This is a genomic window from Streptomyces thermolilacinus SPC6 (genome assembly GCF_000478605.2).
Classification (GTDB): Bacteria; Actinomycetota; Actinomycetes; order Streptomycetales; family Streptomycetaceae; genus Streptomyces; species Streptomyces thermolilacinus.
On sequence record NZ_ASHX02000001.1, the window covers coordinates 4,963,344 to 4,977,177 of the forward strand.

The 13,834-nt window shown below is 72.4% G+C and carries 12 protein-coding genes; 8 read left to right on the forward strand and 4 right to left on the reverse strand.

The window, feature by feature from the left end; genetic code table 11:
- Nucleotides 1-53 precede the first annotated feature (53 nt).
- Entirely contained in the window at nucleotides 54-350 is a 297-nt protein-coding gene (locus J116_RS21465; protein ID WP_023589137.1) for a YggT family protein, read from the forward strand.
- 49 nt (nucleotides 351-399) lie between these two features.
- Nucleotides 400-1,476 carry a DivIVA domain-containing protein gene (locus J116_RS21470; protein WP_023589138.1) on the forward strand — a complete coding sequence of 359 codons (1,077 nt, stop codon included), beginning with the start codon at nucleotides 400-402 and terminating at the stop codon, nucleotides 1,474-1,476.
- Between the two features lie 251 nt (nucleotides 1,477-1,727).
- On the opposite strand, the gene ileS is transcribed toward J116_RS21470, so the two are convergent.
- On the reverse strand, nucleotides 1,728-4,865 hold the full coding sequence (gene ileS / locus J116_RS21475; protein WP_023589139.1) for an isoleucine--tRNA ligase: 3,138 nt from the start codon (nucleotides 4,863-4,865) through the stop codon (nucleotides 1,728-1,730).
- 542 nt (nucleotides 4,866-5,407) lie between these two features.
- Entirely contained in the window at nucleotides 5,408-5,938 is a 531-nt protein-coding gene (locus J116_RS31390) for a hypothetical protein (RefSeq protein ID WP_317135529.1), read from the reverse strand.
- Nucleotides 5,939-6,263: 325 nt separating this feature from the next.
- Between J116_RS31390 and J116_RS31395 the strand changes: the two genes are divergently transcribed.
- The 5 genes from J116_RS31395 to J116_RS21500 all read left to right on the forward strand — a co-directional run bounded on the left by J116_RS31395 (nucleotide 6,264) and on the right by J116_RS21500 (nucleotide 10,531).
- Nucleotides 6,264-6,752 carry a TraR/DksA family transcriptional regulator gene (locus tag J116_RS31395; protein WP_028964368.1) on the forward strand — a complete coding sequence of 163 codons (489 nt, stop codon included), beginning with the start codon at nucleotides 6,264-6,266 and terminating at the stop codon, nucleotides 6,750-6,752.
- Between the two features lie 57 nt (nucleotides 6,753-6,809).
- Nucleotides 6,810-7,370: a signal peptidase II gene (gene lspA, locus J116_RS21485; RefSeq protein WP_023589141.1), complete on the forward strand. Its 561-nt coding sequence runs from the start codon at nucleotides 6,810-6,812 to the stop codon at nucleotides 7,368-7,370.
- Between the two features lie 99 nt (nucleotides 7,371-7,469).
- Nucleotides 7,470-8,411: an RluA family pseudouridine synthase gene (locus J116_RS21490; RefSeq protein ID WP_023589142.1), complete on the forward strand. Its 942-nt coding sequence runs from the start codon at nucleotides 7,470-7,472 to the stop codon at nucleotides 8,409-8,411.
- Complete coding sequence (locus J116_RS21495) at nucleotides 8,408-8,875, forward strand: GNAT family N-acetyltransferase (RefSeq protein WP_023589143.1); 468 nt, start codon at nucleotides 8,408-8,410, stop codon at nucleotides 8,873-8,875. The genes J116_RS21490 and J116_RS21495 overlap by 4 nt, the downstream gene beginning before the upstream one ends.
- Before the next feature lie 69 nt (nucleotides 8,876-8,944).
- A complete protein-coding gene (locus J116_RS21500; RefSeq protein WP_023589144.1) occupies nucleotides 8,945-10,531 on the forward strand; it encodes a Na+/H+ antiporter in 1,587 nt (528 codons plus the stop codon).
- A 53-nt stretch (nucleotides 10,532-10,584) separates the two neighbouring features.
- Here J116_RS21500 and J116_RS21505 read toward each other — a convergent pair whose 3' ends face one another.
- Nucleotides 10,585-11,832 (reverse strand): mechanosensitive ion channel family protein, encoded by a 1,248-nt coding sequence (locus J116_RS21505; RefSeq protein WP_023589145.1) that lies wholly within the window; start codon nucleotides 11,830-11,832, stop codon nucleotides 10,585-10,587.
- A gap of 37 nt (nucleotides 11,833-11,869) precedes the next feature.
- On the opposite strand from J116_RS21505, the gene J116_RS21510 reads away from it, so the two are divergent.
- Nucleotides 11,870-12,439 (forward strand): dienelactone hydrolase family protein, encoded by a 570-nt coding sequence (locus J116_RS21510; protein ID WP_023589146.1) that lies wholly within the window; start codon nucleotides 11,870-11,872, stop codon nucleotides 12,437-12,439.
- 198 nt (nucleotides 12,440-12,637) lie between these two features.
- On the opposite strand, the gene J116_RS21515 is transcribed toward J116_RS21510, so the two are convergent.
- Nucleotides 12,638-13,645 (reverse strand): zinc metalloprotease, encoded by a 1,008-nt coding sequence (locus J116_RS21515; RefSeq protein ID WP_051203586.1) that lies wholly within the window; start codon nucleotides 13,643-13,645, stop codon nucleotides 12,638-12,640.
- Nucleotides 13,646-13,834: the final 189 nt, after the last annotated feature.

The following is a 13,834-nucleotide window of genomic DNA, read 5'->3' on the forward strand; positions in this document are numbered from 1 at the left end:
GAACAGCCCGGCCGGAAGGCCGGTAGAGAGAGCCAGGGGAGAGGGAACGCGGGATGGGTATCGCACTACAGGTGATCTACATCGCGCTGATGTGCTTCCTGATCCTGCTGATCTTCCGGCTGGTCATGCAGTACGTCTTCCAGTTCGCCCGATCATGGCAACCCGGCAAGGCGATGGTGGTCGTCCTGGAGGCCACCTACACTGTCACCGATCCACCACTGAAGCTTCTGCAGCGGTTCATCCCACCGCTGCGTCTCGGGGGCGTGGCACTCGACCTGTCCTTCTTCGTTCTGATGATCATCGTCTACATCCTGCTCAACATCGTGGGTACCTTCGCGATGAGGGTGTGAGCGATACGGTCCTGCCGACTGCCGACGACTACGTAGAGGTGAAGAAGAGATGCCGCTGACCCCCGAGGACGTGCGGAACAAGCAGTTCACGACCGTCCGTCTCCGAGAAGGCTACGACGAGGACGAGGTCGATGCCTTTCTCGACGAGGTCGAGGCCGAGCTGACCCGCCTGCTCCGGGAGAACGAGGACCTCCGCGCGAAGCTGGCCGCCGCGACGCGCGCCGCCGCGCAGAACCAGCAGCAGCAGGCGATGCGCAAACCGCCGGAGCAGCAGGAGCGCCCGGTCGGCCCCGGCGGTCCGGGGGGCCCGGTGCCCGCCGCCATATCGGGTCCGCCGGTCCAGCAGCAGCCCCCGCAGATGGGTCCCCCCCAGCTGCCCGGTGGTGCTCCTCAGCTGCCGGCCGGTCCCAGCCACGGCGGACCGCAGGGTCCGCACGGCCCCGGCCCCATGCAGGGCGGCCCCATGGGTGGTCCGATGGGCGGACCCATGGGTGGTCACGGTCCGGGGATGCCCCAGCAGGGGCCCGGCGGCGACAGCGCTGCGCGCGTTCTGTCGCTTGCCCAGCAGACTGCCGACCAGGCGATCGCGGAGGCCCGTTCCGAGGCCAACAAGATCGTCGGTGAGGCCCGTTCGCGCGCCGAGGGCCTGGAGCGGGACGCCCGCGCCAAGGCCGACGCGCTGGAGCGGGACGCGCAGGAGAAGCACCGCGTCGCGATGGGCTCCCTGGAGTCCGCCCGCGCCACGCTGGAGCGCAAGGTCGAGGACCTGCGCGGCTTCGAGCGCGAGTACCGCACGCGTCTGAAGTCGTACCTGGAGAGCCAGCTGCGCCAGCTGGAGAGCCAGGGCGACGAGTCGCTGGCCCCGCCGCGCACGCCGTCCGCCGCCCCGTCGCTGCCGCCGTCCCCGTCGATGGCGTCGGCCGGTGCGAACGGCCCGTCGTACGGCGGCAACCAGCCGATGGGCGGCTCCCCGTCGATGGGCGGCGGCCCGTCGTACGGCGGCCAGCAGCAGATGTCGCCGGCGATGACGCAGCCGATGGCACCGGTGCGGCCCCAGGCCCCGCAGCCGATGCAGCAGGCCCCGTCGCCGATGCGCGGTTTCCTCATCGACGAGGACGACAACTAAAGCCGAAGGCAGTCGGCGAGGGCCGGGCCCGGGACGTGATGTCCCCGGCCCGGCCCGTTGTCGTCCCCGCACGGCCTTGTCGTCCCCGCACGGCTGTCGTCTTCCTGCACGTGCTCGCGGTGCCCACGACTCCGGCGCGGGGACGCGGGAACGCCCACCGCCGTCCTCGGGACGAGGTGCGGCACACCGGAAAGCCCCGGCCGAACGCGGCCGGGGCTCTCGGGCGCCGGGGCGTGTCCCCGGAGCGGGGCCTACGCCTTGCGGAGGCGGAAGGTCAGGGACAGCGCCTCGTCCGTGAACGGTTCGCCGTACGACCCGTCACCCTCACCGCGCGCGAAGTCCGTCGCGAGGACCTCCTCCGCGATGAGACCCGCGTGCTCCTCCAGCGCGGAGGTGACCTCGTCGTCCGTCGAGGACCAGCGCAGCGCGATCCGGTCCGCCACGTCCAGGCCGCTGTTCTTCCGCGCCTCCTGGATCAGCCGGATCGCGTCGCGGGCCAGACCGGCGAGCCGCAGCTCCGGTGTGATCTCCAGGTCGAGCGCCACGGTCGCACCGGCGTCGGAGGCCACGGACCAGCCCTCGCGCGGGGTCTCCGTGATGATGACCTCCTCCGGCGTGAGCGTGATCGTCTCGCCGTTCACCTCCAGCGTCGCCTCGCCCTCGCGCAGCGCCAGCGACAGCGCGGCGGCGTCGGCGGCCGCGACGGCCTTGGCGACGTCCTGGACGCCCTTGCCGAACCGCTTGCCCAGCGCCCGGAAGTTGGCCTTCGCCGTCGTGTCGACCAGCGACCCGCCCACCTCGGACAGGGAGGCCAGCGACGAGACGTTCAGCTCCTCGGTGATCTGCGCGCGCAGTTCGGGCGGGAGCGCCTCGAAACCGGCCGCGGCGACCAGCGCCCGCGACAGCGGCTGACGGGTCTTCACCCCGGACTCCGCGCGCGTGGCACGGCCCAGCTCGACCAGGCGCCGGACGAGCGCCATCTGCTGCGACAGCGTCGGGTCGATCGCCGACAGGTCCGCCTCGGGCCACGTCGACAGGTGCACCGACTCGGGGGCGTCCGGCGTCACCGGCACCACCAGGTCCTGCCAGACCCGCTCGGTGATGAACGGGGTCAGCGGGGCCATCAGGCGCGTGACGGTCTCCACGACGTCGTGGAGCGTGCGCAGCGCGGCCTTGTCGCCCTGCCAGAACCGGCGCCGGGAGCGGCGCACGTACCAGTTCGACAGGTCGTCCACGAACGCGGACAGCAGCTTGCCGGCGCGCTGGGTGTCGTACGCCTCCAGCGCCTTGGTCACCTGGTCGGTCAGCGCGTGCAGCTCGCTCAGCAGCCAGCGGTCCAGGACCGTGCGCTCGGCCGGGGCCGGGTCGGCGTCGGACGGGGCCCAGCCGGCCGTGCGCGCGTACAGCGCCTGGAAGGCGACCGTGTTCCAGTACGTGAGGAGCGTCTTGCGGACGACCTCCTGGATCGTGCCGTGGCCGACGCGGCGGGCCGCCCAGGGGGAGCCGCCGGCCGCCATGAACCAGCGGACGGCGTCGGCGCCGTGCTGGTCCATCAGCGGGATTGGCTGGAGGATGTTGCCCAGGTGCTTGGACATCTTCCGGCCGTCCTCGGCGAGGATGTGACCCAGGCAGACGACGTTCTCGTACGACGACTTGTCGAAGACGAGCGTGCCGACCGCCATCAGCGTGTAGAACCAGCCGCGGGTCTGGTCGATGGCCTCGGAGATGAACTGCGCCGGGTAGCGCTTCTCGAACAGCTCCTTGTTCTTGTACGGGTAGCCCCACTGCGCGAACGGCATCGAACCCGAGTCGTACCAGGCGTCGATGACCTCCGGCACGCGCGTCGCGGTGAGCCCGCAGCCCTCGTGGGTGCAGCCGAACGTGACGTCGTCGATGTACGGGCGGTGCGGGTCCAGGCCCGACTGGTCGGTGCCGGTCAGCTCGGTCAGCTCCGTGCGGGAGCCGACGCACGTGAGGTGGCCCTCCTCGCAGCGCCAGATCGGCAGCGGCGTGCCCCAGTAGCGGTTGCGGGACAGCGCCCAGTCGATGTTGTTGTTCAGCCAGTCGCCGAAGCGGCCGTGCTTGACGGAGTCCGGGAACCAGTTGGTCGCCTCGTTCTCCGCGAGCATCCGGTCCTTGACGGCGGTGGTGCGGATGTACCAGGACGGCTGCGCGTAGTACAGCAGCGCCGTGTGGCAGCGCCAGCAGTGCGGGTAGCTGTGCTCGTACGCGATGTGCTTGAACAGCAGGCCGCGCGCTTGCAGGTCGGCGGTGAGCGCCTCGTCGGCCTTCTTGAAGAACACGCCGCCGACGAGCGGGAGGCCCTCCTCGAACGTGCCGTCCGGGCGGACCGGGTTCACGACCGGCAGGCCGTAGGCGCGGCACACCTTGAGGTCGTCCTCACCGAAGGCGGGCGCCTGGTGGACCAGGCCCGTACCGTCCTCGGTGGTGACGTAGTCGGCGTTCACCACGAAGTGAGCGGCCTCGGGGAACTCCACCAGCTCGAAGGGGCGCCGGTAGGTCCAGCGCTCCATCTGGGCGCCCGTGAAGGTCTGCCCCGTGGCCTCCCAGCCCTCGCCGAGGGCCTTCTCCAGCAGCGGCTCGGCGACGACGAGCTTCTCGTTGCCGTCCGTGGCGACCGCGTACGTCACGTCGGGGTGCGCGGCGACGGCCGTGTTGGACACGAGCGTCCAGGGGGTCGTCGTCCACACCACCAGGGACGCCTCGCCCGCGAGCGGGCCGGAGGTCAGCGGGAAGCGGACGTACACGGACGGGTCGACGACCGTCTCGTAGCCCTGCGCCAGCTCGTGGTCGGACAGGCCCGTGCCGCATCGGGGGCACCAGGGCGCGACGCGGTGGTCCTGGACCAGCAGGCCCTTCTTGAAGATCTCCTTCAGCGACCACCAGACCGACTCGATGTACTCGGGGTCCATGGTCACGTACGCCTCGTCGAGGTCGACCCAGTAGCCCATGCGGGTCGTCAGCTCGGCGAAGGCGTCGGTGTGGCGGAGCACCGACTCGCGGCACTTGGCGTTGAACTCGGCGATGCCGTACGCCTCGATGTCCTTCTTTCCGGAGAAGCCGAGCTCCTTCTCGACGGCCAGCTCCACGGGCAGGCCGTGGCAGTCCCAGCCGGCCTTGCGGGCCACGTGGTAGCCGCGCATGGTCCGGAAGCGGGGGAACACGTCCTTGAAGACGCGGGCCTCGATGTGGTGGGCGCCCGGCATGCCGTTGGCCGTGGGCGGGCCCTCGTAGAAGACCCACTCGGGGCGGCCCTCGGACTGTTCGAGGCTCTTGGCGAAGACCTTGCTCTCGCGCCAGAAATCGAGCACGGCGTGCTCGAGCGCGGGCAGGTCGACCTGGGCGGGTACCTGACGGTACTGCGACATCGGCTCCTCCGGCGGACAGGTTCGTCGTTCCGTCGGAGGGACGAGAGCGCGTGCTCCCGCGGTACCACCCTCCTTGGCGCCGGGGACGACTGTCCCGGTGCCCCCTCATTCGGGTCGCGAAGCCGGTTCTACTGACCTTCCGTGGGCGCGGCCCACGGTCCAAGGCGTTCTTCCGGCGGCTCCGGGGTGATGCTTCACGTCGGGCTCGCCCCCGGGCTCTCACCGTCCCCGGGTCGCTCATGGCCGCGTACGACGCTACTGGTCCCCATCCACGCCTTTCGCTGGTCCCCAGTGTACGGGCCCGCACCGACACCGGCCGACACGTTTTCCGGGCGCGGGGACCGGCGGGGTGCGCCGAATGGGCACGGGGGGCGTGATCGGCGCGGGGGAGGGGGCATATGGGCGTTGACCGGCCGGTGGGCCGGGCGGCGTGGGGCGGGCGTGCTCGCCTGGTCGGGTACCGGGTGTCCGGTACGGGCGGCGTGCCCCGTTGCCGCGGGGCTGGAGTCGATTTATCGTCCCAGCACGATTCGCGAGCAAGATCACAATATGTGAAGGGGCCGCGGCATGGTGGCGAAGAAGACCGCCGTCGAGAAGACGGCGTCCAAGGAGGCGCGGTCCCCCCGCGAGACGGCCACCACGAAGGCGATGGCGGGGGAGCGGTCCCGTGCGAGGAAGACCCCGGGCGGGGCCCCGGACGCCGCCGCGGAGCCGGGCCCGGGAAAGGTCTCGGTGCGGAAGGCCGCTCCCAGGAAGACGGCGGAGACCCCCACCGGCAGCGCGGCGGCGAAGAAGGCGCCCGGCAAGAAGACGGCGGCGGCGACGAAGGCCACCGCGAAGAAGGCCACCGGCGGCGAGGCCGCCCCGGTGCCGGGGCAGGAGCCGCGGCTCGCGGAACCGGGCCCGGCGGAGCCGGCGGACGAAGAGGCGGCGGCGCCCGCGAAGAAGTCGACGGCGAAGAAGACGGCGGCGAAGAAGGCCGCTGCGAAGAAGACGGCGGCCGGGACCGCCGGAAAGAAGACCACCGCGAAGAAGACGACCGGAGAGCAGGCGGCCGAGCCGGTCGTGGCCACGCCGGGCGCGGCGGCGGCTCACGAGAAGGCGTCCGGCCGGAAGCGGACGGCGGCCAAGGCACCGGCTCTCGCGGAACCGGGCCCCAAGCAGCTGGCCGCCGATGAGGCGCCCGGCAGCGAGGCGGCGTCCGGCGGGACAGGGACAGGGACAGGGACAGGGGCCGGGACCGGGGCAGGGGCAGGGGCCGAGGGGCCGTCTGCCGGGAAAGTGCCCGCGGGGGTGTCCGGAGGCGCTCGGGCGGGTAAAGCGGCTGGGGCCGCTCGTACGGGTGGGAAGACGGCCGCCGCGGGTGCGGCCGAGGCTGAACAGACAGGAGCCAGGACGGTGGCAGCGAAGAAGACGGCGGACGTGACCACGGAGGCCGGTGCGGGCGGGTCGGCCGTGCCCACGGCCCGTGGCGTCGCCGAGGCGGCGCCCGAGGAGCTCGCCGTACGGCCGGGCGAGGAGCCCTGGACGCCGGACGAGGTCGCGGAGGCCCGCGCCGAGCTGGAGGGCGAGGTCCGCCGCCTCCAGGAGGAGCTGGCCGCGTCCGAGGCGGCCCTGGCCGGGCTCATGCGGGACTCCGGCGAGGGCGCCGGGCACGACGAGGCCGACACGGGCACCAAGAACATCACGCGCGAGCACGAGATGGCGCTCGCCGCGAACGCCCGCGCGACCCTGGAGCAGACCCAGCACGCCCTCCAGCGGCTCGACGCCGGGACGTACGGGCTCTGCGAGGTCTGCGGCAAGCCGATCGGCAAGGCCCGCATGCAGGCGTTCCCGCGCGCCACGCTCTGCGTGGAGGACAAGCAGAAGCAGGAGCGGCGCGGCTGACCCGCACGTGTGTGCCGTACTCTCGTCACAGTCAGGTACCTAGGTTGAGGGACTCACGTGACAGAGGCGGAGCACGGCATCGGTACGCCGGACGTTGACGACGGGGCCGGGGCGCCCGCCGAGCGGCCCAGGGGCCGCCGCAGGGTCGTGGCGCTCATGGCCGTCGCCATCGTGGCCTACCTGCTGGACCTCGGCAGCAAGATGCTCGTGGTGGCGAAGCTGGAGCACCACGACCCGATCGTGGTCATCGACGGCCTGCTGAAGTTCGAGGCCGTACGGAACCCGGGCGCGGCGTTCGGCATCGGCGAGGCGTTCACCGTCGTCTTCACCGTGATCGCGGCGGTCGTGATCGTCGTGATCGTCCGGCTGGCGCGCAAGCTGTACAGCCTGCCCTGGGCGATCGCGCTGGGCCTGCTGCTGGGCGGCGCGCTCGGCAACCTCACGGACCGGATCTTCCGCGCGCCAGGCGTGTTCGAGGGCGCGGTGGTGGACTTCATCGCCCCGGCGCACTTCGCGGTGTTCAACCTCGCGGACTCGGCGATCGTCTGCGGCGGCTTCCTCATCGTGATCCTCTCCTTCAAGGGCCTGGACCCCGACGGGACCGTCCACAAGGACTGAGCGGGGCCGTCCCCGCCGGGCGGCCGTCAGAACCGGTCGGCCGGGCCGGTTGTCCGCAGGCCCGACCGCGCACGTCCGCCGACAAGGCATACTCGACGGGTGAGCACGATTCCCGAGATCCGTACGCTGCCCGTACCCGACGGCCTGGAAGGCGAGCGCGTGGACGCCGCCATATCCCGCATGTTCGGGTTCTCCCGCACGAAGGCGGCCGAGCTTGCCTCCGCCGGGAAGGTCCTGGTCGACGGCGCAGTGGTCGGCAAGTCCGAGCGGGTCACGGGCGGTGCCTGGCTGGAGGTCGAGATGCCCGGCGCGCCCGCGCCCGTGCAGATCGTCGCCGAGCCGGTCGAGGGCATGGAGATCATCCATGACGACGACGACATCGTGGTGATCGTGAAGCCGGTCGGCGTCGCCGCCCACCCCAGCCCCGGCTGGACGGGCACGACCGTGATCGGCGGCCTCGCCGCCGCCGGGTACCGGATCTCCACCTCGGGCGCCGCCGAGCGCCAGGGCATCGTGCACCGCCTCGACGTGGGCACGTCCGGGCTGATGGTCGTCGCCAAGTCGGAGCGCGCCTACACGCTGCTGAAGGCCCAGTTCCGCGAGCGCGTCGTGGACAAGCGGTACCACGCGCTGGTGCAGGGCCACCCCGACCCGCTGAGCGGCACCATCGACGCGCCCATCGGCCGCCACCCGAACCACGACTACAAGTGGGCGGTCACCGCCGAGGGCAAGCCGTCCGTCACGCACTACGACCTCATCGAGGCGTACCGCGCCGCGTCCCTGCTGGACATCAAGCTGGAGACGGGCCGTACGCACCAGATCCGCGTGCACATGTCGGCGCACCGCCACCCGTGCGTGGGCGACCTCACGTACGGCGCGGACCCGACGCTCGCCAAGCGGCTCCGCCTCACCCGCCAGTGGCTGCACGCCGTGCGCCTCGGCTTCGAGCACCCGTCGGACGGCCGGTGGGTCGAGTTCGAGAGCGGCTACCCGGCCGACCTCCAGCACGCCCTCGACACGATCGCGGCGGAGAGCGCGTGAGCGCGTACGAGATCCGTGAGGCGGTGAGCGAGGAGGACCGGCAGGCGGCCTTCGCGGTCCGCCGCGAGGTCTTCGTCGTCGAGCAGGGCGTCCCCGAGGAGATCGAGTACGACACGCTCGACGCGACGGCCGTGCACGTGCTGGCGGTCCGCGCCGCCGACGGCACCGCCCTCGGGACGGGCCGGCTGCTGTACGGGCCGGACGCCGCCGGCCGCACGGGCGGGGAGGACGGCGTGGGCGCGCTCGGCAGGCTCGCCGTCACCCGGGCCGCCCGGGGCCTCGGCGTGGGCGGCGCGCTCGTCCGGGCCATCGAGGAGGCGGCGCGGGCGCGTGGCCTCAAGGCCGTGGACCTGCACGCGCAGACCCACGCGCTCGGCTTCTACGAGCGGCTCGGCTACGAGGCGTACGGCCCGGAGTTCCCCGACGCCGGAATACCCCACCTGGCGATGCGCCGCACGCTCTGATCGGCGCCCGCGCGTGGCAGGGTGGGAGCCCTGACCTCGTGTTCGTGAGCGGGCGGAGGGCGTCGCACCGTGGACCAACTGGGCCTGCTGCTCGTTCTGCTGCTCGGCGCGCTTCTGACCGTCCCGCTCGGTGACCGGCTCGGGCTGCCCCCGCCGGTCCTGATGACGCTCCTCGGGGTGGTCCTCGCGCTGCTGCCGTTCGTGCCGAACGTCGACATCCCGCCCGAGCTCATCCTGCCGCTGGTCCTGCCGCCCCTGCTGTACGCGACCGTGCAGCGCACCTCCTGGCGGCAGTTCGCGGCGAACGTGCGGCCGATCCTGCTGCTCGCGGTGGCGCTGGTCCTGGTGACGACGGCCGCCGTCGCCGCTGTCGCGCACACGGTCGTCCCCGGGCTGCCCATCGCCGCGGCCGTCGCGCTCGGCGCGCTCGTCGCCCCGCCCGACCCGGTGGCCGCCACCGCCGTCGCCGGGTCCGTGGGCCTGCCCCGCAGGCTGGTCTCCATCCTCGAGGGCGAGGGCCTCTTCAACGACGTGACGGCCATCGTCGTCTACCACGTGGCGGTCGGCGCGGTCGTCGCCGGGACGTTCTCCTGGGCGGGCGCCGGGGTGGAGCTGCTGCTGTCCGCCGTCGTCGCCGTCGCCACCGGACTGGTCCTCGGCAAGGCGGGCGCCCGGGTGGCGGGTGTGCTGGACGATCCGACGCTGCGGACCGGGCTGACGCTGCTGCTGCCGTTCGCCGCGTACGCGCTCGCCGAGGAGCTGCACGGCTCGGGGGTGCTGGCCGTCCTCGTCACGGCGCTCGTCCTGTCCGGCCACACGCTGGACGCCGACGATGTGACGGGCCGGCTGGCGGGCCGTACCTTCTGGGAGATCGTGGACACCCTGGTCACCGGTGTCGCGTTCGGTCTCGTCGGTCTCGAACTCAGCTCCGTGATCCGGCTGGCCGAGGGGCGCGAGGCGCGGATGCTCGGCTGGGGCGCGCTGGTCGTCGTGACCGTCGTCGGCGTACGGCTGCTGTGGCTGCTGCCCGCCACCTGGCTGGCTGAGCGGCTGCACCGGCCGGGCTCGTCGGCCGAGGAGATCCCGGTGAGCTGGCGGGAGACGGTCGTCATGTGGTGGTCCGGCATGCGCGGGGTCGCGTCGGTCGCGCTGGCGCTGGCCATCCCGCTGACCACGGACGCGGGGGAGGGGTTCCCGGGGCGGGACGAGATCCTGTTCCTGGCGTTCTGCGTGATCATGGCGACGCTGGTGGTGCAGGGGCTGACCCTGCCGTGGCTGGTCGGGCGGCTCGGGGTGCGTGCCGACAGCGACGCGGAACGGCGCCTGGAGCGGGACCTCGCGCTGCGGGCGACGCTCGCCGCGAAACGGCGCCTCAAGGAGCTCCAGGAGTCCGAGGACCTGCCGGACGAGCTGGTGGAGCGGTTGCGGCGGCTGGCGTTCGACATCGGGGCGCGGATCAGCCCGGACATGGTGGACGAGGAGCGGCGGTCGGCGTACGAGCGGCGGGCGCGGCGCCTGGAGGCCGTCCAGCGCCTCCAGCACGACATGCTGTCGGCCGCCCGCCACGAGGTGCTGGCCGCCCGTACCGAGCCGGGCGCCGACCCGGAGGTGGTGGACCGGGTGCTGCACCAGCTGGACGTCCGCAGCCTGCGCTGAGGCCCTGGCGGCCCGGCGCGTCTGTGGCTCGCGGCCTGGCGGCCCGGTGGGGCTCAGGCGGGCGGGCGCGGTGAGGCGCCGCGTGCGGGGGTGGTCCGGCCCCGGCGGGGCTCGCCGTCCGGGCGGTGGCGGTCGCGGGTCCGTGCGGAAGGGAGGGCGTCGTCCCGGTGGGCGTTCCCGTCCGGTCGCGCGTCCTGGTGGGCGTCCCCGTCCGCTCGCGCGTCCCGGCGGGCGTCCGGGTTCCGGCCCTGGGCGGCGGTGTCCCGGTCCGGGGCGACGGTCGTGGCGACGCGGGGGAGGGCGTACGGGTGGTGCTCGTACAGCCAGGAGATCAGCTGCTCCCGCACGTCGCAGCGCAGGGTCCACACGTCGTCGGCGTTGCGCGCGGTGACCACGGCCCGGACGACCATCGTGCTCGGCGTCGTGTCCGTCACGACCAGCGACCAGGCGCGGCCGTCCCAGTCGGGGGACTTCTCCAGGAGCTCGCGCAGCCGCTCGCGCATCAGGCCGACGGGAGCGGCGTGGTCGAGGTGGAAGTAGACGGTGCCGGTGATCTGCGCGCCGCCGCGCGACCAGTTCTCGAACGGCTTGCTGGTGAAGTACGAGACGGGCATGGTGAGCCTGCGCTCGTCCCAGGTGCGTACCGTGAGGAAGGTCAGCGTGACCTCCTCGACCACGCCCCACTCGCCCTCGACGACCACGGTGTCGCCTATCCGGACCATGTCGCCGAAGGCGATCTGGAACCCGGCGAACATGTTGCTCAGCGTGGACTGGGCGGCCACACCGGCCACGATGCCGATGATGCCCGCGGACGCCAGCATCGACGTGCCGACCGCCCGGAAGTCCGGGAACGTCAGCAGCATCGCCGCCGCCGCGACCACCCCGACGACGGCCGTGACGATCCGCATGATCAGCGTGACCTGGGTGCGGACGCGGCGCAGCCGGTCGGGGTGCCGGGTCGTCGCGGCGTACCGCGCGTAGGTCGCCTCCACCACCGCCGACGCGATCCGCACCACCAGCCAGGCGCTCGCCCCGATCAGGACGAGCGTCAGGACGCGGCCGATGCCCACCTCGTGGTCCTGGATGATCCGCCAGGCCGTCTCCCGGTACGCGCCGCGCAGCAGCCCGGCCAGCATGACCAGCTGGAGGGGCACCCGGCAGCGGCGCAGCAGCCCCCAGAGGGGGGTCTCGGGGTGGCGGACGTCGGCGCGTCTGAGAGCCATGTCGGCGAGCCAGCCGACGAACAGGGTCAGGGCGACCGACCCACCGAGGACGATCAACGGGCGCAGTGCGTTCTCCATGTCTCCGAACTCAGGGCGGATGATGCAGGATGACCGAATGGAGATCATGCTGTTCCACTCGGCTTACGGACTTCGCCCGGCCGTGCACGCGGCCGCGGACCGGCTGCGTGCCGCCGGGCACCAAGTGCACGTGCCCGACCTGTACGAGGGGCAAACCGCCGACGACGCGGACGAGGCCACGGCCCTCAGGGACCGGATCGGCTGGGAGGAGCTGACCAGGCGCGCCGTGGCGGCCGCCGCGCCGCACTCGGACCGGGGGCTGGTGTACGCGGGGCTGTCGCTGGGCGCCGCGTTCGCCCAGACGCTGGCCGTCGCCGACGAGAAGGCGCGCGGGCTGCTGCTGGTGCACGGTACGTACGAGGTGCCGGAGGAGGGGTCGGTGCGCGGGCTGCCGGTGCAGCTGCATGTGGCGGACCCGGACCCGTTCGAGCCGGAGGACTGGCTGAACACCTGGTACCTGGGGATGGGGCGGGCCGGCGCGGAGGTGGAGGTGCACCGGTACCGGGGCGCCGGGCACCTGTACACCGACCCGGACCTGGACGACCACGACGCGCAGGCGGCCGAGCTGACCTGGGCGACGTCGCTGGAGTTCCTCGGCGGGCTGTGACCGGCGCCCGGCCGTCGTGGGCCGGGCGCGGGCAGCCGCGGGAAGGGGCGCGGGCGCGCGCGGGAAGAGAAGAGGCGTGGGCGGCGCGGGAAGAGGCGCGGGCGCGCGCGAAGGGGCACGGTGTCGCCTTTCGGCCACACCGTGCCCCTCGTCATGTCCCGGTTGTGCCGCCACTCTCAGGCGGCCGCGGTCGCGGGGTCAGGACGCGCGGTACGCGGTCCAGTGGTCCTGCATGCGCTGCACCTGACCGGCCGTGAACTGGTACATGCAGGAGTCGTACGTGTAGTCCATGAAGTTGTGGATCGGGTCCACACCGGACTGGCGGGCGCAGGAGTCGCGTCCGGTCGGGCACTCGTACGCCGGGGACTTCTCGGCGGCGGTGTCGGCGACGTAGTCGCCCTGGCCGTTGCAGCCGCCCTGGAAGGTGTGGTACAGGCCCATCCAGTGGCCGACCTCGTGGGTGCCGGTGTCGCCCTGGTTGTAGTTGGCGGCCGAACCGCCGGGCAGTGACGCGTCGAGGACGACGACACCGTCCATGGACGGGTTGGAGCTGTAGGAGGACGGGAAGGTCGCCCAGCCGAGCAGACCGCCGCTGAGGTTGGCGGTGTAGAAGTTCAGCGCGCCCGCGCCACCCTGGCGGAGCGTGGACTTCATGGCCTTCTCCTCGGCGGAGCCGGAGGAGAGGTTGTACCAGGCGGCGTTGTCCGTGTAGGTGGTGCCGGCCAGCGAGAACTGGAAGCCCGATGCGGCGTTGCCGGTGCCCTGGCCGCCGAAGGCGGAGTTCAGGACGTTCATCTGGTTGTTGATGTCCGTGGCGGACAGCTTGCCCTTGGTGCCGTCGTGGATGACGTGGAAGTACACCGGGATGGTGACCGAGGCGGCGGCCGTGTCGAAGCGGCTGCTGTCCAGGTTCTTGGACTTGGCGGCCTTCAGCTTCTTCTGGAGGTCGGCCTCCATGGCTTGCGCCTTGGCGGCGGAGACCTCGTTGGGCTCGTGCTCGTGGATGTGGCCCGACGGGCGCGACTCACGCGCGTGGGCGCTCGCGCCCGTCTCCTCGACGCACTCCTCGCCGGCGGCGGCCAGCGGCGCGGTGGCGGCGACACCCGTCGGGGCGGAGAACGGGAACAGCGCCAGCGTTCCGGCCAGCATGGCCGTGCCGAGCACGCGGCGGTGCGTTCTCGGAGATATACGGACAAGAGCACGCATACGTGACTCCTCGCGGGGGGCTGTGGGGAGGGCCTTCCTCGCCACCGCCGGGGAGATTACGTGGTCATGTCAGATCTGGAGGAGAAGCGTTCCGGCCCAATCAATCCTTGAGGAGATGGAGGCGGGCGGGCGAAATCCTTCGGTCCGTCCCGATGGTTGAGACTCGAACGTAAGGGCGAGAGGGACATG

Bases quoted from the DNA above. Each gene is read 5' to 3' on its own strand.
- J116_RS21505 (WP_023589145.1), bottom strand. From the start codon at position 11,832: ATGGAGAACGCACTGCGCCCGTTGATCGTCCTCGGTGGGTCGGTCGCC.
- J116_RS21465 (WP_023589137.1), top strand. From the start codon at position 54: ATGGGTATCGCACTACAGGTGATCTACATCGCGCTGATGTGCTTCCTG.
- J116_RS21515 (WP_051203586.1), bottom strand. From the start codon at position 13,645: ATGCGTGCTCTTGTCCGTATATCTCCGAGAACGCACCGCCGCGTGCTC.
- J116_RS21470 (WP_023589138.1), top strand. From the start codon at position 400: ATGCCGCTGACCCCCGAGGACGTGCGGAACAAGCAGTTCACGACCGTC.
- J116_RS21510 (WP_023589146.1), top strand. From the start codon at position 11,870: ATGGAGATCATGCTGTTCCACTCGGCTTACGGACTTCGCCCGGCCGTG.
- ileS (WP_023589139.1), bottom strand. From the start codon at position 4,865: ATGTCGCAGTACCGTCAGGTACCCGCCCAGGTCGACCTGCCCGCGCTC.